The sequence below is a fragment of the Nitrosospira lacus genome (assembly GCF_000355765.4).
GTDB lineage: Bacteria > Pseudomonadota > Gammaproteobacteria > Burkholderiales > Nitrosomonadaceae > Nitrosospira > Nitrosospira lacus.
Genome location: NZ_CP021106.3, coordinates 3,003,789 through 3,019,936 on the forward strand (window position 1 = coordinate 3,003,789; position 16,148 = coordinate 3,019,936).

Genomic DNA, 16,148 nt, shown 5'->3' on the forward strand with positions numbered 1-16,148 from the left:
ATCGGCGGAGCCAGCGTTGCTGCGTGGGAAGCGGCTCTCTTGTTCATTTTCCCGGCATTTTCTCTGTTGCACGAAACCAGGCCGCAGTCATCCATCATTATTCCAAAACATCGCAAGGGCAATTTTTTGAGCTGATACTCGCCACAGCCACATCATTTTGTTATGCCTGCTGCCTCACAAATTCTTGCCACGCAGCGGCTGCCGCTTCAAAATCACTGATTGAAATTTTGATTGCTTCTCCAGGTTCTTCTGCATAATCCTCCTCGATTTCAACATGATCCGGAAACAAGCGGAGCCAATAGGCATTTCCTATCCGTTCCCATGAAGAAATCTGCCCTGATTTAACTTCCCTGGTTTTCTGCAACAACTCTTCCGCCCATTGAACGTTTTTTTGTATATCAATGGTAAGGTAAGCGATGATGAGATCGTGAGCCGAATTATCACGGAGACGGCCAGGCCAGGTAAAGCTATCGGCATTCATTGGCGTATGGGAAATGCTGTGTTGATTTTATTGTTTCCCGGCGCGGCAAAGCCAATCAGAAAAAACTCTTCTTTGTTACTGCAATAACCTGACAGCTCCTCCTCCGTAACATGGGTTGGCCGGTTTTTGCCGCATTTCACCCAGCCTGGGGAGCCTTCCGGGCAACTGCGATCCGGATGCGCCGATGCATAGGAAATGGAATTGAGAACCTGCCTGGTTGAACAGCTGTCGGGAAACATGGAAGAAAATTTGCTTCGATCGGGATTATTATTATGTGACCATCTGCCGGTATATATTCCCGCTGAATTGGGCGAATCTTGTACCGTAAAATTCCTGACCGTCGCAGGATTCACGCCGCCGGGACGCGAATGAAAACCTTTGGGACGGCTATTTGCCCATTCCCCGCAAAAAACATGCTTCTGATTCATTTGCAAACCATTGTCAAGGGTAATCCAGTGGGGTAGCGTTGCACAGTCCACGGCAGCAAGCGCATAAAGCGGGAATAAAAGGAGCGCCAAGAGGTATGCAAGAAGAATTGTCATTCGCGCGTTATACATTGCTTATCCTTCCTCTATGACATAACGGATATCATTGCAACGAATGGGTAGATTAGCATGCTTTGAACGCCGCCGGATACCAGCCTCCGCCGGTATGGCTCGGATACTGCTTTCTTGCCGCATCAAATAAAATACCCCGTGTCTCAGAAAATCATATCAGGCGGGCAGACTGGAGCTGACCGCGCGGCACTGGATTGGGCCCTGGTGATGCACGCCCCCCTTGTCGGGCGTAGCACGTTACGCACTTTCTTGCTGGTCGGCATGATCAGGTAGTCTTGCAGCCAAGCGCCCGAATTGAGGTGTCCCAGTGCATCAGCGTAGATTTTTTTCACTTCGTCCACCGGGTGACTTGTTTCTCAAGCGAGTCCCTACAAATCATGAATTATTGTCATTGGCCATTACTGTTTTTTCAACTAAAACTCGGCATGAACTCTCATCCCATAAACATTCACCGGGCCACGATCTGCATTGAAGCCGGGGTTGGTAATATGCTGATAATCGGCCGTGACCCAGAGGGATCTCAATAGATTGATGCTGTAAAAAATATCCACTACGTGTTCAGCACCCCTCTTAATCCGGCCATCACCAACAAATCCATCCACACCGCCCATATTCAAGTACCTGGCATGTTGACTCGAGATCCAGCCCGCAGCAAATCCCATTCCAAGTAAATCTCTTTTCCGTCCCCAACGGGAGCCATTGGCCAAGGCACCCAATGAGATCGATCTGTCGGTGGAGGTGTAGGAAAACACTTCGGTTCTGCCATCGCTATACATCCCCCGGAAGAATAAGCCAACATCATCCAACACCTGCTGCTCAAGATTGATCCCAATACCCATTTTGTCATTGGGTTTGCGTGCCCAGCATAAATCCGGAGCTCCCGCGTTTCCTGATCCATAATTAAAACCGGTGCAGGTTGTGGCATTTCTATTAGGATCGGATTGGAAGGCGGCAACAGCGTCACTGAACTTACCCATGTTTTCATGATTCCTGTAAGCCAATACTCTTACGGAACCAGGCCGACCATATAGCAGATGCTTATGCTCAAACTCAACCTGTTGTCCATAATAAGTAAATATCCTCGTGTCGATGGGAAGCTGGTTAGGGTTGATGGGAGAAGCGATATGACCGAAACGAAGCGCCCAATTGTCATGAAAGTATTCGCCTACCAGACCCCAGGTATAACCTCGGGCATCCGCGGCAAAATCGTAAGCAGCATAGGTCAGAAAGGCCATGTTTAAAAATTGCCTGCGGAGATCGCCGGAGTACGAATTCTTGTCGAAAAAATCGATAATACTGAAATTACCAACCCTGACAACGAGGCGTCTACTGTCCACGATTGTGCCAAGTTGCATCGGATCGGAGTCGAGTTGTATGCGATCCCCGCCAAATCCCCAGGTCTGCTTGAAAAATAATCTGGACCGGTAATAGATGGGGGTTTCAGACCCACCTTTTTGCAGCTCGAAGTTTTGTATCGCTCCACCCAAACCCTTCAAATCGGATAAAGGCCGCATGGAAATCATCTCCGGCACAAAATAAACTTCTCCGCCATGCCATGTCTTGAACCCCAGATACAGCGTAGCGGTTCCGGTAAAGCTTCTCTCGCTTCCCGGCAACAGGGAACCGATGCTTCCATTCAGATTGGTATACGAAGCCGGGAATGCCCCTTTCCAGCTGGATATATAAGTGAACTGGCCATAGGCGTTCCAGCGCTCGTCCTTTAGATCATGCAGTCCTTTTTTCGCCAGTACGTTCATGAAATCGAATTGGTCCTGAGCGCGGGGCTCCGGTTCGACAACGCCGGCTCGTGCCTGCATCACGGTGAATAACATGGAACAAAGAAGAAGTATCTTTAAAAACACCGTTGCTCCGAGGTTCTGCAACCTCATCCGGATATTCCATCAAAACAGGGTTGTACGGAAAAAACAGAACTTACAGCGATGGCCCATGCTTATGAATATTCATCCACGTAATTAAGCAATTTGCTGTTGCCGTGAAAGCTGCTGCATTCCTTATTCGCTGCCGCTTGGTTTTCGCTCACCGGCTCACAAGGCAGATTCTCAATGGCCCGGTGGTGCGCTACATTCCCGCAACAAGGTCCAGGAGGAACTGGAATGGCCGTTCCGGTGGACGGAGCGGCGGATGCTTGCATCGACTATGTATATTGGGAGCGAACGCAGGAAATGCAGAGCGACTAAGCACTATCCAGGATACCCGGGAATGCGGTATCAGGTTCTAACCGAAATGCTGTAGGGGCCCGTGCCGGTCGGGCTGTAGTGCCTGACCTGGACATAATAAACACCGGATGCGAGGCTGACGGCAATCCTCGAATTGGTTCCGGGACCGCTATCATCATCCTGGGTGATGAATGTGGCCGGGTTGCCGGGGCCAAATAATGTAAGGAAACAGTCGGTGCTGCCTGCGGTCTCGATTGTATGGGTGCCGGAATTGATGACGGTGAATGTATACATATCCCTCTCATTCGCAGAAGCGATCGTTCCCTGCACTGCCGGACCGTTCACCTGGATGCTCGGGATAGCGGGCTCGGCTGCGGATCCGCTTACCGAGATACTATAGCTCCCGACTGATGAGCCGCTGTAGTGCCGCACCCGCACATAATAAGTACCCGCCGACAAATTTCTCTCAATCCGCGAATTCGCGCCCGGCCCGCTGTCGTCATCCTCAGTAATGATTGCCGCCATGTCGTTGGGGCCATACAGGGCCGTCACCACGTCGGTTGAACCCTGAGTCCCGATGACATGGGTTCCGGGTGTAGTCACGACGAAACTGTATATATCAATTTCGCCCGCCTGCCCTATTGCGGCCGATGTAGCCGGCGCGCCAACGGTAAGGGGCACGACCTCCGGAGATACTACCTCTTCATCGTCATATGTGTAACCGAGCGCATGATGATCGAGAACGCTTCGAGGGGTAGGCGGCGACGCTTCATTGTCCCATGGCGGCATCGGATCATCCCGGCCATGGCCCGCCACCACATTGGGAGTACCGCTGGGTGGCAAATAAATTGCCGCAGGATTTTCCCTTTGCCATTCCGCCCATAGCCGGTCGATATTGCAATGATGCAACCAGAACACGGGGTCATTGGGAGACGACATGGCCATCATCGAGCCGCCAACCCACATGTGGCCCGGATTATGAATAACCGCCTCCAGTCGATTCCGGAAACTTGTGTTGGTGCTGCTATTGGAGTTCCATGGTGCGGAATCATAGGGCACCACATTCAGGGTGGCACTGACACCCTGCTGGGTCGGCAGGGCTCCCATCGCGCCGAACGCGCGGCTAAGGAAAGTGACTGTATCGCCGGGATCGCGGACTGTAAGAGTCCATTCCCCGGTCGAAAAAGCAAAGGGACCGGTGGTCACCCGCCGGCTGGCACCCGTTCCATTGCCCCCCATGAAATCCGGGGCCCAAAGCGAGGCTCCAGCCGTCCTGTCGACTGTCCAGTCCCAGTAGGGTATGGAAACACCCGGGTCGATCTGCTGGAGGGCAAGCTCGAACCGGCGAAGATACTCCCGGTGCCACGGCAGAAAGGCCGGGCCCCGGTGCGCAGGGTCATTGGGGCTGGCCATGAAGGCAGCACGATGTTGAGCAACGAATATGTCGTAGTCGCCGTTTGCCTTCAAGGCTTTCACCGCTGCGACGAATGCCGCTTTCTCGGAAGCTGTCAGGCTGGACTGATTTTTTCGGATTCCCATGTTATTCCCCCGTCTGCCTGTAGTCGATAATCTTCCTGGCTAAATCGGCGGGCGTGGGTTGGGGGTCGAAGGCGAAGCCGGACGCAATATATGCTCCGCCCGCATCGCGCACGGTGAAGATTCGCTCCCCATCAATATACAGCTCGGACCCGTCCGCACCGGCTTCGTCTTCACCGATCCCTGCGGTGGCTCTCGCGGTAGAAGCTTCTGCTCCGGTTCGAAGGATAACCTCCCGGCCCTTATAGATTTCACGTTGCTCCGCCATCTTTCCTCCCTCGCAATATGAGTTCCAAGCATCAAAAGCCCGGTATGAGCTTATTATTTTCAATATAGTCCATCTCGTGGAAAATACCAGGAACGAGAATGCGCCGAATTGCGTCTAATCGAATGCAAACCGGAAAGTTATGTCAGGAAATCCCGTTGCGCTATTACAGGTTACCGAAAACGCGACCGTAATGGGGGAACGGATTTGACGCACCCTTCCGGGTTTTCGTTTTGGGATAAGGAGATTTCATTCATGAAGCGGACCTTAAGCATAAAATGCTTCCGGTTGGCCGCAGTGGCCATATGGCTGGCTTTAATTGCTGCGGCAGCGCCCGCGTTTGCTGATAATGCCGTCAAACTGAGAATACTGGTCATCACGACAGGTGAGGCAACGGAAGATCTGGGATTCGCTTATATCAAGCCCGTCCTTGATGAGATGGGAGTGCCCTATGATGTATTGAATGCCAGGACACAGGATTTAACGCCCGTAACGCTCGCCTCTTCTTCGGCCGGAACCGGCTGCAAAGCCGAGGATGCGGGTTGTGTGGGGAACTATAACGGCATCATCCTGACGGACGCTGACCTGGTTCCAGGCTTCACGCCATCGGAATGGGATACCCTGCACGATTACCAGAAAAACTTCGGTGTCCGCCAAGCGGTATTGTCAGGGTGGCCCGCCACTTATTCGGACCCGCAGCCTCCTCATGGCGTCTACCTGGATTATGGCCTCGTCTATTCATCCAGCAGAAACGACTATGAGGCCCGTTGGACGGTGCCACCCGCGTACAGCAAGGAAGTCTTCGAGTACGTGAACCAGGCTAATCCATTTCCCATTACAGACTTCGCCTTCGCGGCCAATCCTCGAAATGATGCCGCCCGCCTGCGGGATGGTTCCGAACCCAGTGTGGAGCCGCTTCTGAGAACGCAGAATGGTGAAGCGCTGGTATCGATTGTTCGATACATGATGCCTTCCCGGACAACCCCGGTACGCGAGGTGATGATCTCGACGATTACCAATGCCTCGTCCCTCATCCATTCAAAGGTACTGGCCTACGAGTTCATCAACTGGGTGACACAAGGGGTATTCGTTGGAGCGCGCTTTGTCCACATGGCTGCCCATCTGGACGACTTGTTTCGCCGGAACACTTTATGGGACGTCACCCTCCATAAGGATAACCCCGCCACGACCTATCGCCTGAACAGCGCTGATATCAGCAACGCAGTGAGCAAACAGCTCGCCTTTCGCGCCGCGCATCCGGTAGCCGCCGATTTTAAGCTGGATTTCCCCTTCAATGGTTCCGGAGCGGTGGTCGATCCGGAAGCCATGTCCCTGACCGCAAACTTGACGGAAGACCTGGTATTCGCAGTAGTCGCCAACAAAACAAATTTCCGCTTCATCAACCACACCTTCGCTCATTCAGACATGGATAAAGCGCCGGTTCCAGTAGGCACCCCTTGTGATTATGCTACCTTTACCAGCATCGCGGCCATCCAGGCGGAGATAACCAAGAACCGGACTGTCTGGGGACTTCTGGATCTCCCCGAGAGAGATCAGAACAACCGGGTGCTCGTAACCGGCAGTCACTCTGGTTTGAAAGACCGCAAGTGCACCGATGATCCCGCTTTGCATTCAGACATGCTCAACGTCCAGGCTGATGACGTCGCGTTTGATGCGGGCGGCGCCAATCCGCTATTCCTTGAAGCCGCCGCCAAAGCGGGCGTGGACTACCTTGCCGCCGACTCATCGCAGCGGGATCAGAACGTTGAACAATATATCGATCAGTATGAGGATGGCAGCCAGATGAATCGACTGATGCTGCCACGCTGGCCAACCAATATTTTTTATAACGTGACGAACCCATCCCAGCTGGAAGATGAATACAACTATATTTACAATCGGAGGTTTGTCAACGCGGGACAAAATCCATGTGAAATACCGGGGGCTATCTGCTCTCCTCGCAATTACCGGGAAATTCTCATGGTCGAAGCCGATATGGCATTGCGGCATATGCTGACCTTCAGCAAGTGGCCGCATTTTTTTCATCAGGCGAATCTTGCCAAATATGACGAGAGCGGCAATACGCTCCAGTTTGACTGGCTCAATGCGGTCATCACCCGATACGAGCAGCTGTTCAAATTACCAGTCAAGAATCTTCCCTATTATCTGATTGGCGACCATACCGCGGAAAGCCTCAACGCCAAATCGGCTGCTATCCAGGCGACATGGAATCGCACGACCGATCAGGTTACTTTATCCGCGAACAAAGCCGTACCCCATCTTCGCGTCACGGGTCTTGCGGGCGGAGAACTATACGGCGGCCAACTTATACGTGAAATTAACGTGGATACGCACCCCACCGTGTACCCGGTCAATCGGAGCCTGGCTGAGTGAAGATTCCATTTCCAATTTTTTTATCAACCCAATCAAGAGAAATTCAAATCGTGTATTGCATCCACCCGACCAGAACTGTTCCCGCACTGCTGGCAGTTGCCTTCTCCATCTCCCTTGTCGCCGGAGCCCCGCTGCCGGCATGGGCAGACTCGGGAAAGCCTTACGAAGCAGCCCGGCAAGCCAATGCCAATGACGAGAACACAAAGAAAATATGGAAAGAGAATGACCTTAAGCTGAAGGTGCGAGAACCATTGTTCCCCAATCAGGCAAAATGGCTGGCAAAGGGTTACAAAGAAACGGCGGAAATCGTCGCGCGGCAAGGCGGCAACCCCAAGCCCATTCTTGATGCCGCCGCTTATTTCGAGAGGCAGTCTGAGCTTGTTTCAAGAGCCGGTCCGGATGATAAGCCTCCTGTTCGGTAAGCTCCTGAACGGCGAACACGGCTAGGATGAATACCTCACCGATCCGGCTGGTGATTCACGGTGGCGCTGGCACTATCACACGCGGCAAGCTGACAGCGGAACTCGAGCAGGCTTACAGGCAGGTGCTTTCGCAATCGCTGACCGCAGGCTATGCAGTGCTTGAAGCGGGCGGCAGCAGCATTGATGCCGTCATTGCGGCAATCGTGGTGATGGAGGATTCGCCTTTATTCAATGCCGGGAAGGGTTCGGTGTTTAGTAATGCCGGCCGCAACGAGCTGGACGCATCGATCATGGATGGTTCCACGCGCATGGCAGGTGCTGTGGCCGCGGTTACGATGATTCGCAACCCGATCCGCGCCGCGCACGCCGTGATGACGCAAAGCGCGCATGTGATGCTGATAGGCCAGGGTGCCGATGATTTCGCCGCCGAGAAGCGTCTGGAGATCGTCGATCCGTCCTATTTCCATACGCAATTCCGCTGGGATCAATTGCAAAAAGCAATCGCCGAAGAACGCGTGCTGCGCGATCACGATGCGGATCCCGATACATCCCGGCGCGACAGGGATGAAAAGCGCGGAACAGTGGGCGCCGTGGCGCTGGATCGTCATGGCAATCTCGCTGCCGGCACATCGACTGGCGGGCTTACGAACAAGCGCTTCGGGCGTGTAGGGGATTCGCCGGTCATCGGTGCCGGAACCTACGCGGACAATCGTTCGGTTGCAGTATCCGCGACCGGCACCGGAGAAATATTCATCCGCACTGTCGCTGCATTCAACACGGCGGCACAGGTACGGTTGCAGCATATTACGATTACCGAGGCGGCGGATAACACCCTGGCGGAAATCGCTGCCATCGGCGGTGATGGCGGTTTGATCGTGCTGGATGCAAAAGGCAATTATGCAATGCGGTTCAACACCAGCGGCATGTACCGCGGCACTATCGGCAGCAATGGCATCATGCGGGTAGAAATTTTTTCATAGGCTGGATGAATCGTATGCCCGCCTTTCTTCGCTTCTTTTTGCGTGCTCAACGGGATCAATGATAGAAAAAACCCGCCGCAGCGGGTTTAAAATTACCAATACGGAGCAACTCCTATAGCTTGTTGGCTGCATCCTTAATCGTTTCCTTGGCATCTCCCACACCTTTTTGTATCTTTCCTTCAACCTGCTTGGCGAGACCTTTTGCTTGATCCTCTTTGCTGCCAGTTATTTTACCGGCCTCTTCCTGAATCTTTCCGCTGATGTCTTTAGCCGTACCCTTGATTTGATCCTTATTCATTTATATTCTCCTGGAAAAAAGTGGAATGTGACCTGCTTTTAATTTTGATGAACGCAGGAGTATGTATTTTAACAATCGCCCAAGACTCATCCGTTCGGTAATGCACATTGGGTCAGGAAATCAGAAAAAAACACTATATTAGTTCGATGCTCATCTCAATGACCCAACAACAGTTATTCGTCATTATCTCCCCTGATGACCCATCTCAGGAATGGGAGCTATCGCTGGCTTCAGCTGACGCGCGTTATCCGGGAACCGAAGTCATAGAGCTCAATTCAAAAGCAGACGTTGCAATCGATTACCGTTAAATGAAATTCTATTGAGAACGAGATGAATACGGATTACAAAGCATGCAGTATTGTTGCCGCGGCGAAATAACAGGCATTGAAGAGCTATGGCTCAATCTGAAAAAGAGAGGGGTTCGTAACACCGGGCGGCGCCACGAACCCCAAATATGGAGGAAAGGAAACCATTAAAACAACTGAGGGAACAAAGTTTACGACAACATACACACACAGTTACAGATACTCTTATTGCATCGTAGCGATTTCTCAACTTCGAGAAGAATATCTGCCAGCAGAATAATCGATTTTTACCACCGAAGGAATGTGACAAATTGTCGCGCCACAATTTGAAGATGCTTTGGAAGGCAGGCCAACAAGTCGGAGCCTGCCATGAAACTATGGTCAAGACTATTTCGCACTCATGCTGATTGATGGTCTGCGACTCGATACAGGCATGCCCGTCAGCTTCCGAAGCATATGGGCATACAACTTGCCGCTTCCGTTCGGGTGATGCGGTTCCGTCGGATGACGAGAAGCTTAGAAGAAAAACAGCCATAGATAGACGAGTCCGCTGATCACCAATAAAAACGGCAGGGAGAACGCGTGAAAAGTCAGCCAGGCCCTGCTATCACGAGCCATGCGCAGCGCAATGATATTAGCCAATGACCCCAATATGAAACCAAAGCCGCCGACATTTACTGCATAAGCGATTAATTGCCAATCATTCGAATACTCGGCCAACAAGATCGCAGCCGGCACATTGCTGATAAGCTGAGAAATAGCAACGCCCGTGAAGTAGAGATGCTGGGGATCGCTCAATTCCAACTGCTCGATAAACGAACGCACCGTTGATTCCTGCGCAATCAGTCGCATGTCGATGAACATGAGCATGAATACCAGGATCAGCGCCCAATCGACCCTTGCCAGCACCCGCCGATGGGTAATGAGGAAGATCGCCAGCACCACAATCGCCGCCGCTTCGGCCTGGTGTGCATCAATAGATACTAGAAACGGAAGATACAAAGCCAGGGACAGATACAACAACCTCTTGTTCAGGGGAAGCAGATCGGTACCGTCTCTGATGGCGATGCGGTGGCCGGTAAATGCATAAGCGGTAAGCAGAAGAAGCGGAAGAAGAAAAACCAGGACGAGCGGCAACATCGCACCCACATAATGATAAAACGGGATTTGATGGAACTGTGAGAGAAACAGATTCTGCGGGTTTCCAATCGGCGTAAGGGCCGAACCGGCATTTACTGCAAATGCTTCGAAGACGACAAGCCGCGTCACGGGTACCGTACTGACCGCACGCAAGCCTACGGTCAGAGGGACGACGATGAATAGTGCGACATCGTTGGTGAGCAGGGTCGACAGGAGTGCCGCAGTAAGCACAAGAAACATGGCTAAGGCCCGATCTGTGGGCATTCGCAGGATCAGGTGCTTGCCTAGATGATGCAGGTAGCCGGATAGCTCCACGCCTTTGGTAAGCACCAGCAGGCCGGTCAGTGCGGCGATGGTCGGCCAATCCACCAGCGTGGGGTAAATGAGGAATTGCTGGGGTTTCGTTGCGATTAGCCAGACAAGTAGCGCAAGAAGTGCCCAGAAAAAATAGTCCTTGCGAAGCGCTTGCAGCGGGGAAAGGACAGCGAGAGTCTTATCGTCCATTTTTATTGTGCTCCGTTAAAAGCAGGCGGGACCCTATATGTATTCGCTCTCTTGGAATCTTGCGGGATCTCGCGTGGCTGGATGATTTCAGTCAAATCGGATATCCTGATATTCTCTATGGGAATACAATAGAACCTCTGTCCGCGCAATCGGAGCGTTGCCGCACAATAAAAAAATCTCCGGTGCAAGGACTGATTTGAGCCAATCTTTCCAGCCATGTGAACCACCTAACAGATCATCATGAGATACCTTCTACTCTTGTTAACCTTGGTATGCGGCTCGGCCCATGCCACCAACATTTGGTATGCCTTGTTTGTCAATGAAGGCGACGCTAAACCCAATTATTTCTACCTTACCAATACGCATAGCGATGTCTGCGAACTTCCCTGGTTTGTGGCAAAAATGGAATCGAACGAAGGGAAGATATTGAATAAAGAGCCTATTTGCTGGTCCATCGGATGGGAAATCCTTCCCAATATCAAGTTCCCAAAAAATAACGAAGTCTTTTTAAATGTTTCTGGTTTCACCATCGTTCCAGGAGCCCTAAAAGAATGGAAGCCTATTGTAGATGCTTCACGGGGAGCGTATGACAAACTCAATGCGTTAAAAACCCCGGAAGAACGGGAACGAGACTATACGACGAGCCGGAGAACCAGAACCGACTGGTTTCAATTCTCCTCACAAAACCCGGAAGATGCCAAACGTCTTTCTGGATTGGCTAATCCTCGGCCTTGAAGGTTGGACGGGAGAATTTCTAGTCTAATTCCTGGCTTGGCGCTGTGATAGCGGTGTGAAAGTGGCGAAGTGCTCAAGCTAAATATGGAAATAATCAATAACATTAATCACTTGCTTGGGGCAATTTAAAGCAAACCCTCAAACCCGGTTCAAAGCTCAAAACTGCGCTCGGTAACTTCTGATGATATTGATGTTACCGTTACGTTTACTGTCAGATTGCAATAACCATGCTCGGACAACAAAAAACCCGCAAGCGTTTATCCTTGCGGGCTCTCTGGACTTCTTTGGAATACTTATGACATTTAATTGGCGGCGTCAATTGAATAATGCTCTGAAATGCTTATAGATACTAGCTTATTCTAGTTCGAGTAAATATAGTTACCGTCAAAGTTACCGCCACAGTCAGAAATGTACCAATAGGCTTACCGTCAACATTTGAGTGGGTTGGCTTTTACCGGGAGAGTTGACGGGTGTCATCGGCCATCCGCTGAGATCAAGAATTACCAAGTAATTTGGTAAGGAACTCTTCCAACGCTTCAGCTAGGTTATCTTTTTCCGATGTGATCATCTTTATGCCCCATTCCTTAAAAATCGCCTCCTGTACTACATTCGGCTGGGGATAAAATATGTAAGATCGTGGCCGAACATCTGAAAGCGAAGTACTTTGCCACATTTTTGACAACTTATAAAAAATAAATCTCAGATTGATATCGGAAAGACTATAGCCAATAAAGAGAACCCCCTTACCAAGCACATCGGATCGTAATTTGATGTCAAGGGGTGTTTCGAACTCTAGCCGTTCAAAATAACTAGTTTGAGTTAAAACGATTGAATTATCGTCATCAAAATCTCCGTGAAACTTGACAATTTGGGTTTGGTTATCTTTAATTTTAGTTAGGTCGGCAACAGAAGCTATTTTGAGGTAATCTTTTCCATGGCAATCAAAAGCTCGTTCAAGCCATCTATCATAGTTTGTGGTGTAAATGATAGGAAATTGTAGGGAGCAAATGAGTTGATGAATCTTTGAGTTTTCAATCTTAACGTTGCTAGAATGCCATTGCTGATCCATCCAACTCCGTAGTGGTCCAACGCTACCTTTTTTGATTCGATAATACTCAGCTAAAGCGTAAAAATCTCCCAATGTTCTGTAAACATCAGGATCATAATCAAGTTCTTTTGCAACGTGGTTGATTAAAGTCTCCGAGGATGGAAGGCCTAAGTTCATGGAAACGCCAGCCCCAGCGAACAACATAATGTCGCCGTTTTTTATAGCTGCGGCAAGTTTCTCCATTAAAGACTCCTGAACTTAAGGAATTCAATAAATCCATCAAACGCGATTTTTCGCATGGAAATCGTATTTTTCCTCTCCCCCATTTCAGCGAACGTTTCCTCAGCGCCTTCAGGGACGAAAACACAATCCCACTGGAAGTCTTGGGATCCTCTCGGTGAGGACGCGATAGCGCCCTTTATTTCACCTGAAAATAAATAGATTTTTCGACCATCACAGTAGCCAATGACCGTTTTCGCCACCACATCGGTATTGGAGGCATTGCCAAAAAGTGTTGAAAAGTGAGCTGCCTGCAATTTATCCCAAAAAATTTGCGTTAGACCGCCGGGAAGTCCATTTAATCGGCTTAGATAAAGTCCAGTATGTTCGACGAAAACAGGTCGTCCAACTAGCAAGAAGGCTTTTAGTAATTTGTCTCGGACAAGCTTATCTACGTTCTCAGTTTGCAGCTCGTCTATCTTATGATGAGACCCAATAACTTCGATTCCTGCAGGGGATAGTATTTCCTTAACTTCCTTTACCTTTAACTCATTTCTAGACACAAACCGAACCTTCATTTTATTAGCCTCAAGAAGCTGTGTTCTTTTTGCACTGAATACATTGTTTCGAGCAAATCTGGTCTGCCTGATTCTTCAAGAAAAGCTAAGTAGTCTTCACTCATGTTTGCCTGATGAAGCCCAGGATTGTCTGAGCAGATGACGAAGGGTACATCATGTTGAATGAATTTAACTAAAGGATGGGCTTCGCTAGCGGGAACGGAACCAGTCATACGGTTGCTAATAGGACAAACCTCAACGCAGATATTGCGATCACGGAGTAGACCCATTGTCTCTTCACTTTTTCCAGCAGCAGTGCCGTGCCCAATTCTGTCAGCGCCAAACTCTTTTACAGCTCGGTGAATATTTCCTACGTTGCCAGTTTCCCCTGCATGGATAGTTACTCCCAAACCGTGATACTCCTTTGCTCTCATGAAAAGGCCTGCAAGTTCGGGGGGAGTGTATTCCTCTTCATTTCCGGCTAGGTCTACTCCGATCACCGTCTTAGGCTTTCCCAAGTGCTCGTAGGCGACTAATAGCGTGCGCAGATTTTCTGCACTGTAATTACCCCGTGACACCGTCATAATTACTCCCGCCCTGATGGAGTATGTCTTAGATGCATTCTCAACTTCTTCAATAAGCCAACGGAGAGCCTCTGAAACCTTAATTCTATTCAGTAGCGAAATGTAAATTACGCTACTTCTAATTTCTGCAAACGATGTATTTTGGGCTTGCAACTGGTTGAATGCACTTATTACCATTAATCTAAGACTGTTGCGACTCCTAGGGATCAGGCGTAAAACGTTCCACTCGGCAAGATATTCTTCTAAATTAGCGCAAGGAGTATTTCTTCGCAGCGCATTTTCTAGGTCAACAGCGGCTGTTTCCTCAGCCGCCTCTGAGCGCAGCAAATCAATAATGACCGATCTCTCAACAAGTCCGTTTAGATGAACATGTAGCTCCCCTTTGGGTAGTGTTCGGATTCTGTGAATCATTGAAATTCCCCCCCCATGAATCACTATCGATATCACAGCTAAAATATCTAGGCATTCCAGATCTCGTAATTTCCTGTTCGGGTCCATACCGGAGTACCGATCGCTTGAAAGACTTGAATGGCTGGTTTTGAGCTATTGTGATAAAACTCTTTTTTAGAGCTTGAAAATCATTGCTTCAAAACGCTCGCCTTATAGGAACAGCTTACAAAACTACCTACGCGTTGAGTTAAATGAAATGATTTGACGCACGCATAAATTCTATCTGAAATGATGACGAAAGGGTTTTTTTTTCAACAGCAGAGGTCAAATCGAATAGGTCGAATTGATCCTTCGCGAATAGCGCAGTTGTATTGCTTTAAGACTTTTGCAACAGGCAGAAATGCGCCAAAACCGGCCCATCAGATCTAAGTTTGAGCCTTAGCCGGCGAGCTAGCCTGATGCATCGATTAACACTATTTTTAATTATTGCTATGTGTGTTTCTCACCCGTAAATAGCTCTTCGTCATTTTCTATTGATTAGAGCAGCTTGAGCTGTTAGTGTTCGATTCCATATATCCGTAGCCCCGTGTGATATCAAGGGGGAATCAAATATAGGGCGTTTATGCGTCATTTTTTTGTCTACATTACGTTAGCTTTAAGACATGAGCATGCTGTATCACTATACCAGCCAGACCGGTATTATCGGAATTATCCAGAGCCGCAGTATCTGGGCTACTCACGCTATGGCATTAAACGATTCAAGTGAGTTCTTTCATAGCTTATCCTTCGCCCGAGAAGTGGCCAACGGCATCTTTGAGGATGATGGCTATCTGAGCGCCTTCGGATGGGCTGTTCACCACTCACTAGAGTCGGTTTCCGCTGACGATCTTTACCTGACGTCGTTCAGCGAGAAGCCCGATCTGCTCAGCCAGTGGCGAGGCTACTGCCCTGCAGGTGCTGGGCTTTGCCTAGGCTTCGATTCCAACGATCTGGAAACTTTCTGTGAGCGTCAAGGTTATAAGCTAGAGAAGTGTATTTACGAACACCAGGATCAGATTAAACAGATTCATGACCTTGTTGAGCGCTGCTTGAATAGATTTCCAAAGCCACCCTTGAGCCGCGACGAATACAAAGCCCTCACTTCGAAAGAGCAGGTCAACTTTGAACTAGACTACCGACTTCGCACCTCGCAAGGCCCTGATAAGCTGGAAGCGGATGCCGCTGTAACATGGCTCTGCGCAGAAATTGCCAAGCTCGCACCTCAGTTTAAGAACGAGGGATTTCACGAGGAAGCAGAATGGCGAATCATAGCAAAAGAACCGAAGGAACAGGTTAAGTTCCGCGCCAGTTCGTCATATTTAGCGCCGTATGTGGGTTTAGAAATACTCATCAGCGCAGCTAACACCACGCTACGTGAGGTAATCATCGGCCCAAATCCGAACCAGGCCCGCTGTGAGGCGTCTGTTAAGGCGTTACTGACAACAACTGGTCTCGATGATGTTGAGTTGAGGCGATCATCTCTGCCATACAACAATTGGTGATCAATCAAGTAAAGC

Annotated in this window: 16 protein-coding genes and 1 pseudogene; 6 read left to right on the forward strand and 11 right to left on the reverse strand. The window is 49.8% G+C overall.

Going from position 1 to position 16,148, the window contains the following annotated elements:
• Nucleotides 1-160: 160 nt before the first annotated feature.
• Nucleotides 161-481: a YacL family protein gene (locus EBAPG3_RS13735; RefSeq protein ID WP_004179679.1), complete on the reverse strand. Its 321-nt coding sequence runs from the start codon at nt 479-481 to the stop codon at nt 161-163.
• Nucleotides 478-1,038 carry an EndoU domain-containing protein gene (locus tag EBAPG3_RS13740; RefSeq protein ID WP_051049069.1) on the reverse strand — a complete coding sequence of 187 codons (561 nt, stop codon included), beginning with the start codon at nt 1,036-1,038 and terminating at the stop codon, nt 478-480. Before EBAPG3_RS13740 ends, EBAPG3_RS13735 begins: the two co-directional genes overlap by 4 nt.
• Before the next feature lie 138 nt (nt 1,039-1,176).
• Here EBAPG3_RS13740 and EBAPG3_RS15665 point away from each other — a divergent pair, with 138 nt between their 5' ends.
• The gene (locus EBAPG3_RS15665) at nt 1,177-1,311 is read left to right on the forward strand and encodes a YpsA SLOG family protein (RefSeq protein WP_004179685.1); all 135 of its coding nucleotides are present in this window, start codon (nt 1,177-1,179) and stop codon (nt 1,309-1,311) included.
• Here the strand turns inward: EBAPG3_RS15665 and EBAPG3_RS15670 are convergent.
• The 4 genes and pseudogenes from EBAPG3_RS15670 to EBAPG3_RS13755 all read right to left on the reverse strand — a co-directional run.
• Nucleotides 1,278-1,382 (reverse strand): annotated as a pseudogene (locus EBAPG3_RS15670) (hypothetical protein); the annotation flags it as partial. The gene EBAPG3_RS15665 and the pseudogene EBAPG3_RS15670 sit on opposite strands and share 34 nt — an antisense overlap.
• A 69-nt stretch (nt 1,383-1,451) precedes the next feature.
• A complete protein-coding gene (locus EBAPG3_RS13745; RefSeq protein ID WP_004179686.1) occupies nt 1,452-2,927 on the reverse strand; it encodes a carbohydrate porin in 1,476 nt (491 codons plus the stop codon).
• Nucleotides 2,928-3,266: 339 nt separating this feature from the next.
• Nucleotides 3,267-4,754 (reverse strand): tyrosinase family protein, encoded by a 1,488-nt coding sequence (locus EBAPG3_RS13750; protein WP_004179688.1) that lies wholly within the window; start codon nt 4,752-4,754, stop codon nt 3,267-3,269.
• Nucleotide 4,755: 1 nt separating this feature from the next.
• Complete coding sequence (locus EBAPG3_RS13755) at nt 4,756-5,019, reverse strand: tyrosinase family oxidase copper chaperone (protein ID WP_004179690.1); 264 nt, start codon at nt 5,017-5,019, stop codon at nt 4,756-4,758.
• Between the two features lie 252 nt (nt 5,020-5,271).
• Here EBAPG3_RS13755 and EBAPG3_RS13760 point away from each other — a divergent pair, with 252 nt between their 5' ends.
• From EBAPG3_RS13760 to EBAPG3_RS13770, 3 genes are read left to right on the forward strand one after another with little or no spacing between them, the layout of a single operon-like run.
• Nucleotides 5,272-7,410, forward strand: a complete 2,139-nt coding sequence (locus EBAPG3_RS13760; protein WP_004179691.1) for an Agd3-related carbohydrate deacetylase — start codon at nt 5,272-5,274, stop codon at nt 7,408-7,410.
• Between the two features lie 50 nt (nt 7,411-7,460).
• Complete coding sequence (locus tag EBAPG3_RS13765) at nt 7,461-7,832, forward strand: hypothetical protein (RefSeq protein WP_151898959.1); 372 nt, start codon at nt 7,461-7,463, stop codon at nt 7,830-7,832.
• A 26-nt stretch (nt 7,833-7,858) separates the two neighbouring features.
• Nucleotides 7,859-8,812 carry an isoaspartyl peptidase/L-asparaginase family protein gene (locus tag EBAPG3_RS13770; protein ID WP_004179696.1) on the forward strand — a complete coding sequence of 318 codons (954 nt, stop codon included), beginning with the start codon at nt 7,859-7,861 and terminating at the stop codon, nt 8,810-8,812.
• Nucleotides 8,813-8,924: 112 nt separating this feature from the next.
• Here EBAPG3_RS13770 and EBAPG3_RS13775 read toward each other — a convergent pair whose 3' ends face one another.
• Together EBAPG3_RS13775 and EBAPG3_RS13780 are read right to left on the reverse strand one after the other, a co-directional pair.
• Entirely contained in the window at nt 8,925-9,110 is a 186-nt protein-coding gene (locus tag EBAPG3_RS13775) for a CsbD family protein (protein WP_004179697.1), read from the reverse strand.
• Nucleotides 9,111-9,931: 821 nt separating this feature from the next.
• Nucleotides 9,932-11,059 carry an SLC13 family permease gene (locus tag EBAPG3_RS13780; RefSeq protein ID WP_004179699.1) on the reverse strand — a complete coding sequence of 376 codons (1,128 nt, stop codon included), beginning with the start codon at nt 11,057-11,059 and terminating at the stop codon, nt 9,932-9,934.
• A 240-nt stretch (nt 11,060-11,299) separates the two neighbouring features.
• On the opposite strand from EBAPG3_RS13780, the gene EBAPG3_RS13785 reads away from it, so the two are divergent.
• Nucleotides 11,300-11,794, forward strand: a complete 495-nt coding sequence (locus EBAPG3_RS13785; RefSeq protein WP_151898960.1) for a hypothetical protein — start codon at nt 11,300-11,302, stop codon at nt 11,792-11,794.
• A gap of 493 nt (nt 11,795-12,287) precedes the next feature.
• Here EBAPG3_RS13785 and EBAPG3_RS13790 read toward each other — a convergent pair whose 3' ends face one another.
• Genes EBAPG3_RS13790 through EBAPG3_RS13800 form a run of 3 tightly spaced genes read right to left on the reverse strand, consistent with a single transcriptional unit; the run spans nt 12,288 to nt 14,700 of the window.
• Nucleotides 12,288-13,085, reverse strand: a complete 798-nt coding sequence (locus EBAPG3_RS13790; protein WP_004179703.1) for an SIR2 family NAD-dependent protein deacylase — start codon at nt 13,083-13,085, stop codon at nt 12,288-12,290.
• Nucleotides 13,085-13,624 carry a non-canonical purine NTP pyrophosphatase gene (locus tag EBAPG3_RS13795; protein ID WP_237089676.1) on the reverse strand — a complete coding sequence of 180 codons (540 nt, stop codon included), beginning with the start codon at nt 13,622-13,624 and terminating at the stop codon, nt 13,085-13,087. Before EBAPG3_RS13795 ends, EBAPG3_RS13790 begins: the two co-directional genes overlap by 1 nt.
• Before the next feature lie 11 nt (nt 13,625-13,635).
• On the reverse strand, nt 13,636-14,700 hold the full coding sequence (locus tag EBAPG3_RS13800; protein WP_004179705.1) for an adenosine deaminase family protein: 1,065 nt from the start codon (nt 14,698-14,700) through the stop codon (nt 13,636-13,638).
• Between the two features lie 560 nt (nt 14,701-15,260).
• On the opposite strand from EBAPG3_RS13800, the gene EBAPG3_RS13805 reads away from it, so the two are divergent.
• Nucleotides 15,261-16,133: a DUF2971 domain-containing protein gene (locus EBAPG3_RS13805; RefSeq protein WP_227869226.1), complete on the forward strand. Its 873-nt coding sequence runs from the start codon at nt 15,261-15,263 to the stop codon at nt 16,131-16,133.
• Nucleotides 16,134-16,148 lie beyond the last annotated feature (15 nt).

Coding starts and splice junctions, on each gene's coding strand:
- EBAPG3_RS13735 (WP_004179679.1), bottom strand. CDS start 481: ATGAATGCCGATAGCTTTACCTGGCCTGGCCGTCTCCGTGATAATTCG.
- EBAPG3_RS13740 (WP_051049069.1), bottom strand. CDS start 1,038: ATGTATAACGCGCGAATGACAATTCTTCTTGCATACCTCTTGGCGCTC.
- EBAPG3_RS13745 (WP_004179686.1), bottom strand. CDS start 2,927: ATGAGGTTGCAGAACCTCGGAGCAACGGTGTTTTTAAAGATACTTCTT.
- EBAPG3_RS13750 (WP_004179688.1), bottom strand. CDS start 4,754: ATGGGAATCCGAAAAAATCAGTCCAGCCTGACAGCTTCCGAGAAAGCG.
- EBAPG3_RS13755 (WP_004179690.1), bottom strand. CDS start 5,019: ATGGCGGAGCAACGTGAAATCTATAAGGGCCGGGAGGTTATCCTTCGA.
- EBAPG3_RS13760 (WP_004179691.1), top strand. CDS start 5,272: ATGAAGCGGACCTTAAGCATAAAATGCTTCCGGTTGGCCGCAGTGGCC.
- EBAPG3_RS13770 (WP_004179696.1), top strand. CDS start 7,859: ATGAATACCTCACCGATCCGGCTGGTGATTCACGGTGGCGCTGGCACT.
- EBAPG3_RS13775 (WP_004179697.1), bottom strand. CDS start 9,110: ATGAATAAGGATCAAATCAAGGGTACGGCTAAAGACATCAGCGGAAAG.
- EBAPG3_RS13780 (WP_004179699.1), bottom strand. CDS start 11,059: ATGGACGATAAGACTCTCGCTGTCCTTTCCCCGCTGCAAGCGCTTCGC.
- EBAPG3_RS13785 (WP_151898960.1), top strand. CDS start 11,300: ATGAGATACCTTCTACTCTTGTTAACCTTGGTATGCGGCTCGGCCCAT.
- EBAPG3_RS13790 (WP_004179703.1), bottom strand. CDS start 13,085: ATGGAGAAACTTGCCGCAGCTATAAAAAACGGCGACATTATGTTGTTC.
- EBAPG3_RS13800 (WP_004179705.1), bottom strand. CDS start 14,700: ATGGACCCGAACAGGAAATTACGAGATCTGGAATGCCTAGATATTTTA.
- EBAPG3_RS13805 (WP_227869226.1), top strand. CDS start 15,261: ATGCTGTATCACTATACCAGCCAGACCGGTATTATCGGAATTATCCAG.